Origin of the sequence: Micromonospora sp. BRA006-A (genome assembly GCF_033433935.1) — a bacterium.
Lineage (GTDB): Bacteria > Actinomycetota > Actinomycetes > Mycobacteriales > Micromonosporaceae > Micromonospora > Micromonospora aurantiaca.
Genome location: NZ_JANCLW010000001.1, coordinates 5,021,145 through 5,037,020 on the forward strand (window position 1 = coordinate 5,021,145; position 15,876 = coordinate 5,037,020).

Consider the following 15,876-nt stretch of genomic DNA (forward strand, 5'->3'; position numbering starts at 1 on the left):
GCGGCGCGACGCGTCAGAGGTCGGTGACGCGGATGCCGGCGTGCGCCTTGTAGCGCTTGTTGATCGCGATCAGGTTCGCGGTGAACGCCTCGATCTGGTGGGCGTTGCGCAGCCGCCCGGCGTAGATGCCCCGCATGCCGGGGATCCGCGCGGCCAGTGCGCCGACCACGCCCACGAGTTCCCGGTCCTCGGTGCAGATCAGCACGTCCAGGTCGATCCGGTCGATCTCCGGGTCGGCCAGCAGCGGCGCGCTGACGTGGTTGAACGCGGCGCAGACCCGGGACTCGGGCAGCAGCGCGGCAGCCTGCTGCACGGCGCTGCCCTCGGGCACGTCGAGCGCGTACGGGCCCTGCTTGTCGAAGCCGAGCGGGTTGACGCAGTCCACCACGATCTTGCCGGCCAGCGGTCCGGCGAGCGCGGCGACGGTGGCCGCGTGCCCGTCCCACGGCACCGCCACGATCACCACGTCGCTGCGCCGGGCGACGTCCTCGTTGTCGCCGCCGGAGACCAGAGCGCCGTCGGGGATCCCGGGCAGCGCGGCGATCTCAGCGGCGGCCTGGGTGGCCCGCTCCGCGGTGCGGGAGCCGATCAGCACGGTCTGCCCGGCCCGGGCGAACCGGTAGGCGAGACCCCGTCCCTGGTCGCCGGTGCCACCGATGATGCCGACGGTCAGCCCGGAGACGTCGGGCAGCGTGGTCGCGTCGTAAGCCATGCGCTCATCCTCGCAAAGCGGGGCCGCGAGCGGTGCATCCCGATGCTGTGACAATCGCCGCGCTGGTCACGCCCGTTCGAAGGCGACCCGGCGCTGGGCCGGGTCGGCGGCGGTGAGGCGTACCCGGACGCGTTCGCCCAGCGGAAGCTCCCCGGCGCAGCGGGCGCGCACCGGCGGCTCGTCGAGCGCGATCGTGCCGCCGGGCGGGCGGCCGGGGCGGCCGTTGCCCGCCGGGCGCGGTTCGTCCACGTCGAGCACGGCCGCCTCGAACGTCTCCCCCACCCGGTGCGCGAGCAGCACCGCCTCGGCCAGTTCCACGGCGCCCCGGGTGGCGGCGCCCGCGGTGCGGTCGGTCGTGGCCATCACCTCGGGCAGCTTCGGCAGCGCGGCCCGGACCTGCTCGGGCACCTCGCGGCCCTCGTGCAGCGCGAGGCAGACCTCGGTGGCGTAGCGGTCGGCCAGCCGGCGCAGCGGCGCCGTGACGTGCGCGTACGCGGCCGCCACCCCGCCGTGCTCGGGCTGCTCGGGCAGCTCACCGTCGAACGCGGTGTACGCGGCGCCGCGCATCAACTCGGCGGCCTGGTCGACGAAGGCGGCCACCCGGGGCTGGGAGGTGTCCAGCCCGTCGAGCACCTGACCCACCGGGGTGCCGTCCGGCCAGGGCACGCCGAGCGGTCCGGCGGCGAGCCGCAGCCGCTCGACCGCCTCCGGGCGGGGACGGGGCATGGTGCGCAGCAGCCCGATCCGGCCGGCCAGCATGATGTCCGCCGCGGCCATCCCGGTCAGCAGCGAGATCTGCGCGTTGTGCTCCTCCATCGCGCCGGGGCCGCGCAGCACCAGCCGCCACCCGTCGCCGTCGGGCTCGACGTCCTGCTCCGGCAGCGGCAGGTTGATCGCGCCCCGGCTCAGGCCCCGCGCGGTGAGCAGCGCCCCGATCTCGGGCAGCAGGGCGATCGGCTCGGGCAGCCGGCCGGCGTCGGCGTCGCGCTGCACGCCACCGTAGTCGAGCTTGGCCCGGCTGCGCACCAGCGCACGCTCCAGGGTGACCGCGACGGTGCCGCCGTCGGCGTCCAGGTCGACGGTCCAGAGCACGGCCGCCCGGTCGGCGTCGGGCAGCAGGCTCGCCGCACCCTCGCTGAGCGTGTGCGGGTGCAGCGGCACGTTGCCGTCGGGCAGGTAGACCGTCTGCCCTCGGCGCCACGTCTCGGCCTCCAGGTCACCGCCGAGGCGTACGTGGGTCAGGACGTCAGCGATCGCGTACCGGACGCGGTAGCCGCCGCCGGGACGGCGGGTGAGGTGCATGGCCTGGTCGAGGTCGCGCGAGGTCGCCGGGTCGACGGTGACGAACGGGATGTCGGTCCGGTCGGCGACTGCGGGCGGCGGCGCGGCGGCCGCCAGGTCGGCCTCGCGCTGCGCCGCGGCCGGGAAGCTCTCGGGCAGTCCCAGCTCGCGGCGCAGCGCGCCGAAGTCGATACGGGGCGCCAGTACGCGTCGGATCACCACGCCGTCAATCCTGACAGCGCCCCGCACGTTCCGCTCCCCGGGAGGGAGCGGTGTCCGCGGCGTCAGGCGCGGCGGGCCGGCGCCTTGCGTGCGGTGGTGCTCTTGGCGGCGGTGCTCTTGCGGGCCGGCGCCTTCTTCGCGGCGGTGGTCTTCTTCGCCGCCGTGGTGGTCTTGCGCGCGGTGGTGGTCTTGCGGGCAGGCGCCTTCTTCGCCGCCGCCTTGCGCGCCGTGGGACGCGTCGAGGCGGTGGTCTTCTTCGCGGGCGCCTTCTTCGCCGCGGCGGTGGTCTTCTTCGCCGCCGAGGTGACCTTCCGCGCGCCGGTGGTCTTCTTCGCCGCCGCCGTCTTACGGGCCGGCGCCTTCTTCGCGGTGGCGGTGGTCCGGGCCGTCGTGGTCTTCTTGGCCGCGGTGGTCTTCTTGGCCGCCGCCGTCTTCTTGACGGCTGTCGTCTTCTTCGCGGTGGTCTTCTTCGCCGGCGCGGTCGTGGCGGTGGCCCGGCCGGCCGGCGCCGTACGGGCCGCGGTCTTCTTCGCCGTCGTCCTGCTGGTGGTGGTCTTGGTGGCCGGCGCCTTGCGCGCCGCCGACACGACCTTCCTTGCGGCCGCCTTCTTGGCCGCCGCCTTCTTCGCCGGTGTCCGTCCGGCGCCGGCGCCCGAGGCGTTCGGCGACGCCTTGGTGACCGTCGTCGTCCTGCCCGCGGCGGTCCTCTTCGCGGTCGTCCGTTTCGCGGCCGGGCGGGTGGCCTGCTGTGCTTCGGCCATCTCGGTTCCCTTTCCTGGGGACGTGCTCTCGCCCTCGCGGAGCACGGATCACCTCGACGCGGGCCCTCCCGCGCCGTCTAGCGGCCCTCCCCGGCCCAACGGGCGTCCTCGGCGTCCCACGCGTCGTTACGCTCCCGCACTGTCTGCAGGGCGTTGTCCGCGTCGGCGGCTGAGGCGTACGGTCCGAGAACGTGCTTGGCGGGGCACACGTCGGCATCGGTCTCGACCCGGTGGTGTCGCGTGCACCAGTAGTAGTGCCCACCACTTCCGTCGTCGCTCATGCGATCACTGTGCACCGGGAACCGCCCGGCCGCCACCGGAACGGCACAAATAGTCACGGCCTTCTCCACATTAGACCTGGCCGGGACGGTTGTGGCGGGGAACGGCGGAAGACCCGGAGATGCCCGCACTCGTCCGAACGGCCGGTACCGGCGCCGGTGGGGAACGGACAGGATCGGCGCTCGTGATCACCACGACGACGGGCACGGGGGCCTGTCCGCGATGCGGCGCGACGCCGGTGTCGCTGGACGGGGCGTTGCCCTGGTGCGCCGGCTGCGACTGGAACCTCGACACCTACGACGCACGCCGCCAGCCGCCCGAGTTCGGCTGGTCCTGGGTCGACCGGCGGACCCACCGGCTCGCCGCGCGGCTCACCCGCCGGCAGTACGCCGCGCTGCTCGGCCGTTCGCTGGAGCCGACCGGGCAGGGGTTCACCGGCTTTCTGGTCACCGGCGTCTCGGTGCTGCTCCTGCTCGGCGTGGCCGGGATCGCGGTGGCCGGGGTGTGGTTGCTGTTCGCGTACCCCTTTCCGAACCTCGCGGTGGTCGGCGGCGTGGCGCTCATCGCGCTCGCGGTGGCGTTGCGGCCGCGTTTCGGCCGGCTCGACCGGAACCTGGACGTGCTCACCGAGCGGGAGGCGCCGGAGCTGCACGCCCTGGTCCGGGAGGTGGCCACGGCGGTGGGCGCGCCGATGCCGCACGTGATCGGCGTCGACGGCGCCATCAACGCGTACGCCACGGCGGTGGGGCTGCGCCGGCGGCGCGTACTCGGCCTCGGGCTGCCGCTGTGGGGCGCGCTGGACGGACCGGCGCGGGTCGCGCTGCTGGGCCACGAGCTGGGCCACTTCGTCAACGGCGACGTCCGCCGGGGGCCGGTGACCCAGCCGGCGCTGACCATGCTCGGCAACGCCGCCGACCTGTTCCGGCCCCGGGGTGGGTCCGACGGCGGCGGGCTGCTGGTGATGGTCGGCGAGTGGCTCGGGCACCTGGCGTCCTGGACGCTGTCGCGGCTGCTGTTCGCCGGGCACGTGGTGCTGGTCGCGACCGCGCTGCGGGAGAGCCAGCGGGCCGAGTACCTGGCCGACGAGATGGCCGCCCGCGCCGGCGGCACGGCGGGCGCGACCCGGCTGCTGGACACGACGCTGCGGACCGAGTCGGTGGCCACCGCCGTGCGCAACGCGGTACGCGGCGGCCACGGGCCGGACACCTGGCGGGTGGAGACGGGACGCGCGCTGGACGCCGCGGCGCAGCGGCTGTCGCTGGAACGGCAGCTCACCGTCCGGGAGGACGCCTCGCTGTTCGCCGCCCACCCGCCGACCGGTCTGCGGCACCGGATGCTCGGCGCGCGGCCCTGGCAGGACCCGGCGGTGACGCTCACCGAGGCGCGGGCCGCGCGGATCGACGCCGAGCTGGCCCGGCACTACGAGCGGGCCGGGCGGGCGCTGAGCTGGAACGCCTGACGCTCAGGCGGGTGCCGGGACGGGCTCCGGACCGGGTACGGCGGCGGGCGCCGGGCGGGCCGCCGCGATCGCGTACGCCAGGGCGTGCCGGCCAGGTGGAACATCGGCTCGACGAGCACCCGGTCGGTGATGACGCGTGGGCCACGCCCGTCACCGCCGCCGCGACCACGAGGACCGCGACGCAGGCCGGCGGCGCGAGCAGCAACACCCTGCGGTACGCCCCAGCCGCCGGGTCACCACGCCGGCGCCCCGGCCGGGTCCGCGCCGCCGGCACGATCGGAGGGTACGAGGGCACGCAGCTCGGCCAGCGCCAGCCGGGCCGACCGGATGCCCTCGCCGGTGAGGCGGTGGTAGCGGCGGACCGGGCGGCCGGCGGCGACCGGGTCGACGTCCTCCCAGTCGGCGGCGAGCCAGCCCGCTTCCTCGAGGCGTCGCAGCACCGGGTAGAGCGTCCCGCTGGGCAGGCCGGTGAGCCGCATCAGGTCGAGGCCGTAGCGCGGCGCCTCGGGCTCGGCGAGCAGCGCCGAGAGCACCTTCGCCACCGGGATCGTCAGTCGCACGGACCCACTCTATCGGAACTCTACATAGAGTGGATGCATCGTCGTAGCAGGACAAACGGTGATCGGCAATGGGACGGCGCGGTCCCTTCGGCGGGACCGGTGGCCGATCCGGCGGGGACCGCTCAGGTGGATCACCAGCGGCCCGGGTGCAGGCCGCGGCTCCATATGCGAGCCTCGACGGACCGAATCCGCTGCCCGCCCGCTCCGGCGGACAGCGGCCCGAGCTGGGGAGAGAAAAACGTGGGCAACCTTGACATCGCGCTGAAGAACGCGATGAACATCGACGGCGCGATCGGGGCCGCGCTCGTCGACTACACCAGTGGCATGACCCTCGGCGTCGCCGGGGGCACCGGCGAGATCGACCTGACCGTCGCCGCCGCCGGCAACACCGACGTCGTACGCGCCAAGCTGCGCACCATCGAGATGCTCAAGCTCGACGACGAGATCGAGGACATCCTGATCACGCTCGGCAGTCAGTACCACCTGATCCGCCCGCTGAGCAACCGCACCGGCAAGGGCCTGTTCCTCTACCTGATGGTGAGCAAGAGCCGGGCCAACCTCGCAATGGCCAGACACCAACTGCGCACGATCGAGGAGAGCCTGGAACTGTGAGCCGGGTGGACGACCTCCCCCGCCGTACGCGCCCTGAGACCGGCACCCTGCCGCCACCCCGGGCGCTTCCACAGTCGCTGGCCGGCAACCCGGCGCTGCCGTACCCGGCCATCGCCCAGGAACTCTCCGCCCTGCGGCTGCAGATCCCCGGCGTGCACGGATGCGTCCTCGGCGGCGTCGACGGCCTGCTCGTCACGCACAACCTGCAGAACGGCGCCGACCCGGACGACCTGGCCGCGCTGTCCGCCACCATGTACGGGCTCGGCCGCCAGGTCGGGTCGCGGCTCGGACAGGGCGACTTCCAGCAGTCCACGGTGCGCAACGCGGGCGGCTACCTCAGCGTGTACGCCATCAACGGGCAGGCGCTGCTCGCCGTGATCGGCACGGACAGCATCAACGTGGCGCGGCTGCACCTGCACGCCCCGACCACCGCGGGCCGGCTCGCCGAGCTCCTCGACGGCGTCAGCCCGGCCACGTCCTGACGTACGCCGGTCGTCCCGGTCCCACCCGTCCGGACCGGAGGCGGCCGGCGTACCCCCGGGTTCTGCCGTTCGTGTGGCGCCGCGGTTGCGGGGTGCGGTCGCGCGCTTGGCGCGGCGGTCGCGGGGCGGCGGGTCAGAGGCCGAAGCGGCCGGCCCACGAGGTCACGTCGGCGACTGTGGCGTTGCCGCCGCAGACCACCAGCCCGATCCGGGCATCGGCGCCCACCCGCTCGACCACCCGGCGGGCGGCGGGCAGCAGGCACCCGGCGGCAGGCTCGGCCCACACCTTGGCGTGCTCGGCCAGCTCCCGCGTGCCCCGTACCGCCTCGGCGTCGGAGACCACGAGGACGTCGCTGACCAGTGCGGTCACATGGTCGTAGGTGAGCTGCGAGACACTCGGCGCGCTGAGCGTGGTGACGATCGACGACAGCGGTACCTCGACCGGGCCGCCCTTCGCCAGCGCCTGCGACATCGCCTGCGCACCCTCGGTCTCCACGCCCCAGACGCGTACTCCCGGCCGGCGCGCCCGCAGCGCCGCCGCCACACCCGAGATCAGCGCGCCCCCGCCGATGCTGACCAGCACATCGGTCAGCTCACCGGCGTCGTCGGCCAGTTCCAGCCCGACGGTGCCCTGCCCGGCCAGCACGATCGGGTCGTCGAACGGGTGCAGCAGCGTCACGCCCTCGTCCCGCAGCCGGTTCATCAGCGCGAACGCGCCGGCCATGTCCTCGGTCAGCCGGACGTCCGCGCCGGCCGCACGGGCCACCTCGACCGCGCGGGCGGGTGCCGTGCGGGGCATCACCACCGTCGCCGCCACCCCGAGCGCCCCGGCCATCACCGCGACCGCGATGCCGTGGTTGCCGCCGCTGACCGCCACCACCCCGGCCGCCCGCTCCGCGTCGTCGAGCGCGAGCAGCTTCGCCGCCGCACCACGGGCCTTGAACGATCCGGTACGTTGCAGCAGCTCCAGCTTGGCGGTCACCGGTACGCCGAGCAGCTCGGTCAGTCCGGGGCTGGGCACGGTCGGGGTGTGCACGACGACGTCGGCGATCCGGTCGGCGGCCGCCTGGATGTCCGCAAGCTCGATCACCACCGCAGCGTGCCACACCAGCCCTCGCGCCCTCGCCGCCCGTGCCCGGGCACTCCGGCGCCCGCCCATGTCGATCTTGGAGTTGTGGCACCTCGCGAAGCGCGTGAAAGGGGCTTTCCGGGCGCCAGAACTCCAAGATCGATGGGGTGGGGACGGCCTTCACGAGCGCGTGGCGGCTACCTCGGCGTCGCTGCGGAGGATGCAGAACTCGTTGCCCTCCGGGTCCGCGAGCACCACCCAGCCGGTGCCGTCGCTCTCACGCCGGTCGGCCACCACTGCCGCGCCCAGCCCGGTCAGCCGGGCCAACTCCTCGTCGCGCGTGCCCTCGACCGGGCGCAGATCGAGGTGGACGCGGTTCTTGACCTGCTTGGCGTCCGGCACCTCGATGAACAGCAGGCGGTGCCGCCCGTCCCGCGACGAGATCATGCACTCCTCGTGGCCCGGCTCGTTCGGGTCGTCCGGATCCTCGCGGTAGTCGAGGACGGATGCCCACCAGCGGGACAGGGCGAAGGCGTCGGCACAGTCCACGGTGGTGTGGGACACGTAGGAGGTCATCACCGGATCATCGCAAGTCCTGATCGCCCCGGGTGCCCGGCCGCTCCCGGGGCCGGCCACCGGCTCGCCAGGTGTCGGCGCCGCTCACGGACGCATCGCCGGCAGCCAGTCCCGCGGCGAGCGCGGCCAGGAAGTCCAGCAACTCACGCCGCGCGGCCTCGTCATGCGTGCGGTGGTTCAGGAAGTCCGACGTGACGCAACGGGAGCGGTCCTCGACCACCTCGATCAGCTCGATGAGCTGAAGCCGGGCTTCGACCACCGCGGCCGAGCCCACCTGGTGGCACCAGTCCTCGATCAGGTCGGGGTCCGTGGAGACGGCATCGATCCCGCAGCACCCGACAACGCACTCGACCTCGCAGAAGGCGATGCACGTACGCAGGGGCGAGGGCACTTCGACCGACACGTCCGCCATCGCCTCTCCTCCCCTGAAACCGCCGACAGTGACGGGTGGACATCGGGTGGAGCGCTACGTCTCCCTCGTCAACCGCCGGCGTCAGCTGTCAGTCGTCGAACTCGAACCCGCGCGCTGCGGCGTCGTCGACCAGCCGTCGCATGCGTTCACCGTCGGTGGCGACCGCGTTCATCAAGGCCTCCAGTTCCTGCAGCGCGCCTCGATCGGTGCCGTAGGCGCAGAACATGCCGGCCTCGGGGTCATAGGCGAATCGGCCTTCGAGCGCCGGGGCCTCGGTGCGGAGGAGAACCTCCGCGACGCCTGCCCAGAAGTACCCGTTGGGCTCGTGACCGAGCTCCCCGATCACACCGTCGACTGGAGTGGTCCCGGCATCCAGCAGCAGCGAATACTGTCCGGGAGTGGTCTCGATCAGCCTGAGCAAGGTCATCTTCGAAGCCTGACAGTGGTCGGCGGTCGTGGCAAGATCAGGAAGTCTCCGTCACGCGTTCAGTTCCGCTCCTCCAGGCGGCGCGGTCATCTGCAAACCTCACACTCAACGGGCACGAGGTGCGGCGATGTTCGATCCGGCGGGACTGTCCGGCACCACGACCGACCACGACAGCGGGAGCGACGTGAGCAGCGACGTCACGACAGTGCTGTGGCGCCCCCTGGGACAGCAGGAACTCGGTCTCGTCCGCGAGGCAGGGGGTCACAGGTGGCCGCCACTCCCGCCGGAGCAAACTCACTTCTTCCCGATGCTCGACGAGGACTTCGCCATCAGGGCTGCCCAAGACTGGAACCTGTTCGGACCCGTGCGCTACGTGGCCCGCTTCCACGTCGAGACAGGTTTCCTGGGCCGTTACTCGACACGGTCCTTCGGCGGATCCGCCGCTCCGATGCTGTGGGTTGCAGCCGAGGAACTCGACGAGTTCAACGCGCACATCGTCGGTTCGATCGAGGTCATCCACGAATTCCGGTAGCGGGTGACCGGTTCAGACGGCACCTTCGCGCGGCGTCGTCCAGCCCAACCGGCCGCACGTCGCCGGGATCATCCGATGACCATCGACACCCGAACATAGAACCAGCTCAGAGCCTTGATCGGGTCTCTGAGCTGGTGGGCGACGGACGAGTCGACCTGTACGCCGGATTCTGTGCCCGGCACGCCCGTAGGCGCACCGGCGGCGGCCATCCATCTCGGCCTGCCGTTGCCGGCAGGCTCCAGCGGCCTACCCGCAGACATCGGGCGGGCAGCCCTCAAGCGTCTGCGCGGGCCGTCATCTTGCGGTGACGGCCCTTTCTTGGCCTTGCTCCGGGTGGGGTTTACCGAGCCACCCCGGTCACCCGGGGTGCTGGTGGGCTCTTACCCCACCGTTTCACCCTTACCGTCCCGTGACGGGCCGGCGGTCTGTTTTCTGTGGCACTGTCCCGCGGGTCACCCCGGGTTGCCGTTAGCAACCACCCTGCCCTGTGGAGTCCGGACGTTCCTCGGCGACGGGCCGGAGCCCGTCGACGCGACCGCCCGGTCGACTCGTCCGTCGCACCCTCATCCTAACGACGCACCCACCGCGCCCATTTCCACCCCGGCCACCAGGGCTCGCCCGCCATTTCGGGGAGGTGGCGGCATCAACCGGCCCGGGACACCGCCACTTCCCCGAACTGGCGCGATGCGCGCTCGCCCGCCCGACCGACTAGCCTCGGGGGACCATGGATCTCTCCGACGCCGCGCTCCTGCTCGCCGCCGGTCTCGCCGCGGGCACTGTAAACGCGGTGGCCGGTGGGGGCTCACTGATCACGTTCCCGGCGATGATCGCCACCGGCCTGCCGCCGGTGGCGGCGAACGTCTCGAACTCGGTGTCGGTCTTCCCGGGGTACGTGGCGAGCGTGGCGGGCAGCCGGGTGGACCTGCCGCGCGGGCGGGAGCTGTGGTCGCTGCTGCCCACCGCCGTGGTCGGCACGATCGCCGGGTGCGTACTGCTGCTGGCGACTCCGGCGCGCGCGTTCGAGCTGGTGGTGCCGTTCCTGGTGCTGGGTGCGACCGCCGTACTCGCGTTTCAGGGTCCGCTGCGCCGGCTGGTCGGCCATCCGGAACGGCTGGGCGCGCGCCGTCGTACCGTCACGGTACAGACCATGGTCGCGCTCGGCACTGTGTACGGAGGCTACTTCGGCGCGGCCCTCGGGGTGATGCTGGTGGCCGGGTTGGCGCTGGTGCTCGACGCGACGCTGGCCCGGGTGTCGGCGGTGAAGAACCTGCTCTCGGCCGTGGTGGGGCTGACCACGCTGGTGGTGTTCGCCCTGTTCGGTCCGGTGAACTGGGCGGCCGTCGCGGTGGTCGCGCCGGCCACCCTGTTCGGTGGGTACGCGGGGGCGCGGCTGGCCCGCCGGCTTCCGCAGGTGGTGTTGAAGACGATCATCGTGGTGTTCGGCACCGCCATCGGCTTCTACCTGCTGTGCCGCGCGCTGACCTGACCCCGCCCGGCAGGACCGGACCCGTCAGTAGGCCTCCCCCACCGGCTCCTCCGGGGCGTGCTCGGCGCGGCGGGCCGCCCGGTTCCAGATGACCCGTTCGCCGTAGCCGGCCGCCATCAGATGACCGAACGCGAGGTACGCGAGCACGCCGGCGGCGAGCACTCCGAAGCCGACCCAGAACGGCAGCGCGAGGCTGTGCTCGGCCAGCTTGCCGGAGATGATCGGCGCGGGCGCGGCGGCGCCCCAGCGGACCAGGTTGAACGCGCCGGTGGCGACGCGCCGGTCGGCGGAGCCGAGCCCGAGCGCCAGGTCGGTCAGGTTGGCGTTGGCGAGGCCCATGAACAGGCCGGCGATGACGAGGACGACGAGCGACATGGCGGTGCCGATGGAGGTGGCGAACAGGACCATGCAGACCAGCAGGCCGAGCAGGGCGACGCCGACTGTCTGTACCGCGCCGATGCGGTGGGCGAGCCGGTGCCCGATCAGCAGGATGCCGGCGGCCAGGCCGAGGCCCCAGCCGGTGAACGCCAGGCCCAGCGGGATGACGTCGAGGCGCAGGAACAGCGGCGTGTAGCCGAGCACGACGAAGAAGACGAAGTTGTACGCGGCGGTGACCACGCACAGCGTCACGAACGCGGGTCTGCGGTAGGTGGCGAAGATCTGGCCGAGGCGTACCGGCTGTTGCTTGTTCGCCGGTTCGCGCAGCTTGCGGGCGGCGACGCCGAGCGCCAGCACCATGAACACGCCGCAGACGAAGAACGGCAGCCGCCAGCTGACCTCGCCGAGCAGGCCGCCGATCAGCGGGCCGACCGCGAAGCCGAGCCCGAGGGCGGTCTCGAAGAGGCCGACCACCCATTCCCTGTCGTTCGCCAGGTTGACCAGGACCACCATGGCGGTGGCGAAGAACATCGCGTTGCCGAGGCCCCAGACGCCGCGCAGCACGGAGAGCTGCACGATGTCGTTGCTGAACGAGGCGAGGATCGCGGCCAGGCCGACGACGGAGACGCCGGTGACGAGCACCGGCTTGAACCCGAACCGCCCGCTGGCGAGCGTCGCCGGGATCATGCCGACGGCCATGACCGCGATGTACGCGGTGAAGAGCAGCTCGACCTGCCAGGCGGTGACGCCGATGGCCTCGCCGATGGCGGGCAGGATCGGGTCGACGACGGCGATGCCGGCGATGGCGAGGAACGCCACGAGGGTGGTGGCGTAGATGGCACTGCGGTTGGGCTCGGATCGGCGATCCACTCCGCAACCTCCCAGATAGCTGTATCGTACAGGCATTTTCCTTGTATCATACAGCTATGAGCGAGGACGTCCACGCCGCCGAGGTCACCCTCGGCCGGATCGAAACCGAGGTGGCGCTGCTGATGCGCCTGGGCGAGGCCACTCGCCGGGGCACCGGCACGATGGAGCACCGGCTGCTGGACCGCGCCGCGTACGTGATCCTGCGCCACCTGGACGCGGCCGGCCCGCAGAACGTCTCGGCGCTCGCCGCGCGGCTGAACCTGGACGGCTCGACCGTCACCCGGCAGGTCTCCGCGCTCCAGCGCGACGGGCTGATCTCCCGTACCCCCGACCCGGCCGACGGGCGCGGCACGGTGATCTCCGCGACCGCGGCCGGGCTCCAGCGGATGGCCGCCGTCCGGGCGGCCCGCACCCGGCTGTACGGCGACATCCTCGCCGCCTGGCCCGAGGCGGACCGGGAGACGCTGGCGGAGATGTTGCACCGCCTCAACGAGGCGCTCGACGCGCGCAACCGCCGCCGCTGAGGTGTTAGGAAGGGCCCCTTATTATGCAGAATGCGTTAATAAGGGGCCCTTCCTTTCACGCCACCGGTTCCCGTGCGGAGTCGCCGCGATCGGCGGAGGCGGTGACGCGCGGGTCGCCCTCGTCGGCGAAGTAGTCGTCCGGCGTGGTGCCGTCCGGTCCGTCAGCCACCTTCGCGGCGCGCAGCACCAGCGTGAGCAGCGCGGCCACCGCCAGGTTCACCAGCACCGCCACGATGCCCACGTAGATGGTCTTCGGCGTGTCGAAGCCGAACTTCTCCAGCGGGAACGCCGAACCGGCGAAGTGCTTCTTCCCGGTCGCCGGGTTGCCGATCTGGTAGAGCATCCACATGCCCAGGCCCATGCCGGCCGCCCAGCCGGCGATCAGCGCGCCCCTGTGGAACCAGCGGGTGTAGAGGCCCAGCGCCACCGCCGGCAGCGTCTGGAGGATGATCACGCCGCCGATGAGCTGGAGGTCGATGGAGAACTGCGGGTCGAGGAAGACGATGCAGGCCACCGCGCCGACCTTCACCACCAGCGAGGTGATCTTCGAGACGTTCGCCTCCTGCGCGGGGGTGGCGTCCCGCTTCAGGTACTCCTTGTAGATGTTGCGGGTGAACAGGTTCGCCGCCGCGATCGACATGATCGCCGCGGGGACCAGTGCGCCGATGCCGATGGCGGCGTACGCCACCCCGGCGAACCAGTCCGGGAACTGCTGATCGAACAGCAGCGGCACCACGGTGTTGCCGTCCGTCGTGCCCTCCTTCGCGCCGGGCAGCGGCTTCACGTTCGCCGCGATGGCCATGTAGCCGAGCAGCGCGATCAACCCCAGCAGCAGGCTGTACGCGGGCAGCGCGGACATGTTCCGCTTGATCACGTCGCGGTTCCGGCTGGCCAGCACGCCGGTGATGCTGTGCGGGTAGAGGAACAGCGCCAGCGCCGAACCGAACGCCAGCGTCACGTACTGGATCTGGTTGTTCTGGTTGAGCAGGATGCCGTCGCCGGGCGCGGGTGACGCCTGGAACTTCGCGTCGGCCGCGTCGAAGATGGCGCCCCACCCGCCGAGTTTGTACGGCAGCCAGATCACCGCGACCAGGATCACGATGTAGATCAGCGAGTCCTTGACGAACGCGATCAGCGCCGGGGCCCGCAGCCCGGACTGGTACGTGTACGCGGCCAGGATGGCGAACGCGATGATGATCGGCAGGTGCCGGGCCAGCGCGCTGTCGCCGGTGACGCCCATGGTCTTGAGCACCGCCTCGATGCCGACCAGTTGCAGCGCGATGTACGGCATGGTGGCGACGATTCCGGTGATCGCGACCAGCAGCGCCAGGATCGGCGAGCCGAACCGGTTGCGGACGAAGTCGGCGGGGGTGACGAACCCGTGCCGGTGCGAGACCGACCAGAGCCGGCACAGCACGAGGAACACCAGCGGGTAGATGACGATCGTGTACGGCACCGCGAAGAAGCCCGCCGCGCCGGCGCCGAAGATCAGCGCCGGGACCGCCACGAACGTGTACGCGGTGTAGAGGTCACCGCCGACCAGGAACCAGGTGATCCAGCCGCCGAAGCTGCGCCCGCCCAGCCCCCACTCGTCCAGGTGGGCCATGTCCGTCGGTCTGCGCCATCGGGCCGCCACGAAACCCATGGCGCTGACCAGCAGGAACAGCAGCGTGAAGACGATGATCTCGGTGAGGTGGTCCCGCCACATCAGTGGTCACCCCGCTTCTTGGTCATCTGGTAGACCAGCGTGGTGGTGCCGACGCCGAGCAGGATCCAGACCAGTTGCAGCCAGTAGAAGCGCGGGAAGCCGAACAGCCGGGGCGAGTCGGCGTTGAACAGTGCCGGGATCAGCGGCACCACGATCGGGATGAAGAGCAACCAGTTCCAGGGACTCTTGTCCTTCGCCCTGGATCGCGCCGTGTCGAGCGCCTCCGGTTCCGGTTCGGACATGTGACACCCTCCGGGCATTCGTAGCGGGCCATGTGACGGCCGGAGGCTACGACCCTGTGACGGGGGTCACGTCCGATCGGGTGATGTCGATGCGCCGAACGGCCGCCGGCATGCGCCGAGCGGCCGTCAGACGTCCGTGAGGTGCGAGGTGTCGTTCACCGAGCGGACCGCGACGCCGCCGTCCGGGTACAGGTCCAGCACCGAGATACCCGCCGTGTCCAGGTAGAGCCGGTGCAGGAACGCGTCGCCGGCGGCGAGCGCGTCGCGCAGCACCAGCTTGATCGGCGAGACGTGGGAGACCACCACGACCGTCTCCCCCGGGTACGCCGACCGCAGCCGGTCGACGGCCCGCCCGGTCCGCTCGGCCACAGTCACGAACGACTCGCCCCGCGGCGGGGCGACCCGGGTCGAGGCGAGCCAGGCGTCCAGTTCGGCCGCCCAGCCCTCGCGTACCTCGGCGAACGTGTGCCCCTCCCAGACCCCGAAGTCGCACTCGATCAGGTCGTCGTCGGTGCGTACCGGCGGGTTGCCGGCCTGCGCGGCGACCGCCTCGGCGGTGGCCGTACACCTCGACAGCGGGGAACTGACCACTGCCGCGACGGACGGGGCCAGCGCGGCCACCCGGGCGGCGGTGGCCCGGGCCTGGGCCCGGCCGCGCGCGGTGAGCGGCACGTCGCCCCGGCCGGAGTAGCGCTTCTGCACGGTGCGTTCGGTCTCGCCGTGCCGCACCAGGATCAGCCGGGTGGCCTCCTCGGTCGGGCGCGGCTCCCAGGAGGCGGGCGTGGTGGCCGGGTCGGTGCCGGTGGCCCGCACGACCGCCGCCTCCCGCGCCTCGGCCTTGACGGGGGCGGCCGTCGGCGCCGCGCCCGACGCGGCGGCGTCCATCGCCGCGTTGGCCAGGGCGTCGGCGTGCCGGTTGCGCTCCCGGGGCACCCAGGTGAACCGTACGGCGGCGAAACGGCTGACCAGCCCGGCCGCCTGGGCGGCGAGCGGACGCAGCCCGGGGTGCTTGATCTGCCAGCGGCCGCACATCTGCTCGACCACCAGCTTGGAGTCCATCCGCGCCTCGACCTCGGCCGCGCCCAGCTCGGCGGCGGCCTCCAGCCCGGCGATCAGGCCCCGGTACTCGGCCACGTTGTTCGTCGCCGTACCGATCGACTCGGACCGCTCGGCCAGCACCTCACCGGTCTCCGGATCCCGGACCACAGCGCCGTATCCGGCCGGACCGGGGTTGCCCCGGGAGCCGCCGTCGGCCTCGATCACGACCGCACGCACCGCCACGGC

19 protein-coding genes and 1 other RNA gene are annotated in these 15,876 nt (G+C 72.4%); 6 read left to right on the forward strand and 14 right to left on the reverse strand.

The window, feature by feature from the left end:
- Positions 1-13: 13 nt before the first annotated feature.
- The 4 genes from npdG to NMK34_RS22650 all read right to left on the reverse strand — a co-directional run bounded on the left by npdG (position 14) and on the right by NMK34_RS22650 (position 3,257).
- Positions 14-712: an NADPH-dependent F420 reductase gene (gene npdG, locus NMK34_RS22635; RefSeq protein ID WP_318335107.1), complete on the reverse strand. Its 699-nt coding sequence runs from the start codon at positions 710-712 to the stop codon at positions 14-16.
- A gap of 66 nt (positions 713-778) precedes the next feature.
- Positions 779-2,215, reverse strand: a complete 1,437-nt coding sequence (locus tag NMK34_RS22640; RefSeq protein WP_318335108.1) for an RNB domain-containing ribonuclease — start codon at positions 2,213-2,215, stop codon at positions 779-781.
- A gap of 62 nt (positions 2,216-2,277) precedes the next feature.
- A complete protein-coding gene (locus NMK34_RS22645; protein ID WP_318335109.1) occupies positions 2,278-2,976 on the reverse strand; it encodes a histone in 699 nt (232 codons plus the stop codon).
- A 77-nt stretch (positions 2,977-3,053) separates the two neighbouring features.
- Positions 3,054-3,257 (reverse strand): hypothetical protein, encoded by a 204-nt coding sequence (locus tag NMK34_RS22650; protein WP_030273123.1) that lies wholly within the window; start codon positions 3,255-3,257, stop codon positions 3,054-3,056.
- 182 nt (positions 3,258-3,439) lie between these two features.
- Between NMK34_RS22650 and NMK34_RS22655 the strand changes: the two genes are divergently transcribed.
- Positions 3,440-4,714: a M48 family metallopeptidase gene (locus NMK34_RS22655; RefSeq protein ID WP_318335110.1), complete on the forward strand. Its 1,275-nt coding sequence runs from the start codon at positions 3,440-3,442 to the stop codon at positions 4,712-4,714.
- A gap of 233 nt (positions 4,715-4,947) precedes the next feature.
- Here NMK34_RS22655 and NMK34_RS22660 read toward each other — a convergent pair whose 3' ends face one another.
- The gene (locus tag NMK34_RS22660) at positions 4,948-5,274 is read right to left on the reverse strand and encodes a PadR family transcriptional regulator (protein ID WP_318335111.1); all 327 of its coding nucleotides are present in this window, start codon (positions 5,272-5,274) and stop codon (positions 4,948-4,950) included.
- Positions 5,275-5,514: 240 nt separating this feature from the next.
- On the opposite strand from NMK34_RS22660, the gene NMK34_RS22665 reads away from it, so the two are divergent.
- A complete protein-coding gene (locus NMK34_RS22665) occupies positions 5,515-5,886 on the forward strand; it encodes a hypothetical protein (protein ID WP_013287772.1) in 372 nt (123 codons plus the stop codon).
- Positions 5,883-6,368 carry a roadblock/LC7 domain-containing protein gene (locus NMK34_RS22670; protein WP_318335112.1) on the forward strand — a complete coding sequence of 162 codons (486 nt, stop codon included), beginning with the start codon at positions 5,883-5,885 and terminating at the stop codon, positions 6,366-6,368. Before NMK34_RS22665 ends, NMK34_RS22670 begins: the two co-directional genes overlap by 4 nt.
- Before the next feature lie 133 nt (positions 6,369-6,501).
- Here the strand turns inward: NMK34_RS22670 and NMK34_RS22675 are convergent, their stop codons facing one another.
- The 4 genes from NMK34_RS22675 to NMK34_RS22690 form a co-directional block, all read right to left on the reverse strand.
- Positions 6,502-7,458: a threonine/serine dehydratase gene (locus NMK34_RS22675; RefSeq protein WP_318335113.1), complete on the reverse strand. Its 957-nt coding sequence runs from the start codon at positions 7,456-7,458 to the stop codon at positions 6,502-6,504.
- 159 nt (positions 7,459-7,617) lie between these two features.
- Entirely contained in the window at positions 7,618-8,013 is a 396-nt protein-coding gene (locus tag NMK34_RS22680) for a VOC family protein (protein ID WP_318335114.1), read from the reverse strand.
- 7 nt (positions 8,014-8,020) lie between these two features.
- A complete protein-coding gene (locus NMK34_RS22685) occupies positions 8,021-8,425 on the reverse strand; it encodes a DUF6331 family protein (protein ID WP_318335115.1) in 405 nt (134 codons plus the stop codon).
- Positions 8,426-8,513: 88 nt separating this feature from the next.
- Positions 8,514-8,852, reverse strand: a complete 339-nt coding sequence (locus NMK34_RS22690; RefSeq protein ID WP_318335116.1) for an immunity 51 family protein — start codon at positions 8,850-8,852, stop codon at positions 8,514-8,516.
- Between the two features lie 127 nt (positions 8,853-8,979).
- On the opposite strand from NMK34_RS22690, the gene NMK34_RS22695 reads away from it, so the two are divergent.
- The gene (locus NMK34_RS22695; protein ID WP_318335117.1) at positions 8,980-9,384 is read left to right on the forward strand and encodes an ADP-ribosylation/crystallin J1; all 405 of its coding nucleotides are present in this window, start codon (positions 8,980-8,982) and stop codon (positions 9,382-9,384) included.
- A gap of 142 nt (positions 9,385-9,526) precedes the next feature.
- On the opposite strand, the gene rnpB is transcribed toward NMK34_RS22695, so the two are convergent.
- An RNA gene (gene rnpB / locus NMK34_RS22700) (RNase P RNA component class A) lies at positions 9,527-9,935 on the reverse strand.
- A gap of 173 nt (positions 9,936-10,108) precedes the next feature.
- Here rnpB and NMK34_RS22705 point away from each other — a divergent pair.
- Positions 10,109-10,870 carry a sulfite exporter TauE/SafE family protein gene (locus NMK34_RS22705; protein WP_318335118.1) on the forward strand — a complete coding sequence of 254 codons (762 nt, stop codon included), beginning with the start codon at positions 10,109-10,111 and terminating at the stop codon, positions 10,868-10,870.
- A gap of 24 nt (positions 10,871-10,894) precedes the next feature.
- On the opposite strand, the gene NMK34_RS22710 is transcribed toward NMK34_RS22705, so the two are convergent.
- Complete coding sequence (locus tag NMK34_RS22710) at positions 10,895-12,118, reverse strand: MFS transporter (RefSeq protein ID WP_318335119.1); 1,224 nt, start codon at positions 12,116-12,118, stop codon at positions 10,895-10,897.
- A 56-nt stretch (positions 12,119-12,174) separates the two neighbouring features.
- On the opposite strand from NMK34_RS22710, the gene NMK34_RS22715 reads away from it, so the two are divergent.
- Positions 12,175-12,642, forward strand: coding sequence for a MarR family winged helix-turn-helix transcriptional regulator (locus tag NMK34_RS22715; protein ID WP_318335120.1), 468 nt, complete (start codon positions 12,175-12,177; stop codon positions 12,640-12,642).
- A gap of 55 nt (positions 12,643-12,697) precedes the next feature.
- On the opposite strand, the gene mctP is transcribed toward NMK34_RS22715, so the two are convergent.
- From mctP to NMK34_RS22730, 3 genes are all read right to left on the reverse strand, one after another.
- The gene (mctP, locus tag NMK34_RS22720; protein WP_318335121.1) at positions 12,698-14,350 is read right to left on the reverse strand and encodes a monocarboxylate uptake permease MctP; all 1,653 of its coding nucleotides are present in this window, start codon (positions 14,348-14,350) and stop codon (positions 12,698-12,700) included.
- Complete coding sequence (locus NMK34_RS22725) at positions 14,350-14,592, reverse strand: DUF3311 domain-containing protein (RefSeq protein WP_216928447.1); 243 nt, start codon at positions 14,590-14,592, stop codon at positions 14,350-14,352. Before NMK34_RS22725 ends, mctP begins: the two co-directional genes overlap by 1 nt.
- A 126-nt stretch (positions 14,593-14,718) precedes the next feature.
- Positions 14,719-15,873, reverse strand: coding sequence for a bifunctional RNase H/acid phosphatase (locus NMK34_RS22730; RefSeq protein WP_318335122.1), 1,155 nt, complete (start codon positions 15,871-15,873; stop codon positions 14,719-14,721).
- Positions 15,874-15,876: the final 3 nt, after the last annotated feature.

What these genes read in the sequence shown, in the direction of transcription:
- NMK34_RS22695 (WP_318335117.1), top strand. Translation starts at nt 8,980, where the DNA reads ATGTTCGATCCGGCGGGACTGTCCGGCACCACGACCGACCACGACAGC.
- NMK34_RS22685 (WP_318335115.1), bottom strand. Translation starts at nt 8,425, where the DNA reads ATGGCGGACGTGTCGGTCGAAGTGCCCTCGCCCCTGCGTACGTGCATC.
- NMK34_RS22705 (WP_318335118.1), top strand. Translation starts at nt 10,109, where the DNA reads ATGGATCTCTCCGACGCCGCGCTCCTGCTCGCCGCCGGTCTCGCCGCG.
- NMK34_RS22715 (WP_318335120.1), top strand. Translation starts at nt 12,175, where the DNA reads ATGAGCGAGGACGTCCACGCCGCCGAGGTCACCCTCGGCCGGATCGAA.
- NMK34_RS22650 (WP_030273123.1), bottom strand. Translation starts at nt 3,257, where the DNA reads ATGAGCGACGACGGAAGTGGTGGGCACTACTACTGGTGCACGCGACAC.
- npdG (WP_318335107.1), bottom strand. Translation starts at nt 712, where the DNA reads ATGGCTTACGACGCGACCACGCTGCCCGACGTCTCCGGGCTGACCGTC.
- mctP (WP_318335121.1), bottom strand. Translation starts at nt 14,350, where the DNA reads ATGTGGCGGGACCACCTCACCGAGATCATCGTCTTCACGCTGCTGTTC.
- NMK34_RS22645 (WP_318335109.1), bottom strand. Translation starts at nt 2,976, where the DNA reads ATGGCCGAAGCACAGCAGGCCACCCGCCCGGCCGCGAAACGGACGACC.
- NMK34_RS22725 (WP_216928447.1), bottom strand. Translation starts at nt 14,592, where the DNA reads ATGTCCGAACCGGAACCGGAGGCGCTCGACACGGCGCGATCCAGGGCG.
- NMK34_RS22680 (WP_318335114.1), bottom strand. Translation starts at nt 8,013, where the DNA reads ATGACCTCCTACGTGTCCCACACCACCGTGGACTGTGCCGACGCCTTC.
- NMK34_RS22690 (WP_318335116.1), bottom strand. Translation starts at nt 8,852, where the DNA reads ATGACCTTGCTCAGGCTGATCGAGACCACTCCCGGACAGTATTCGCTG.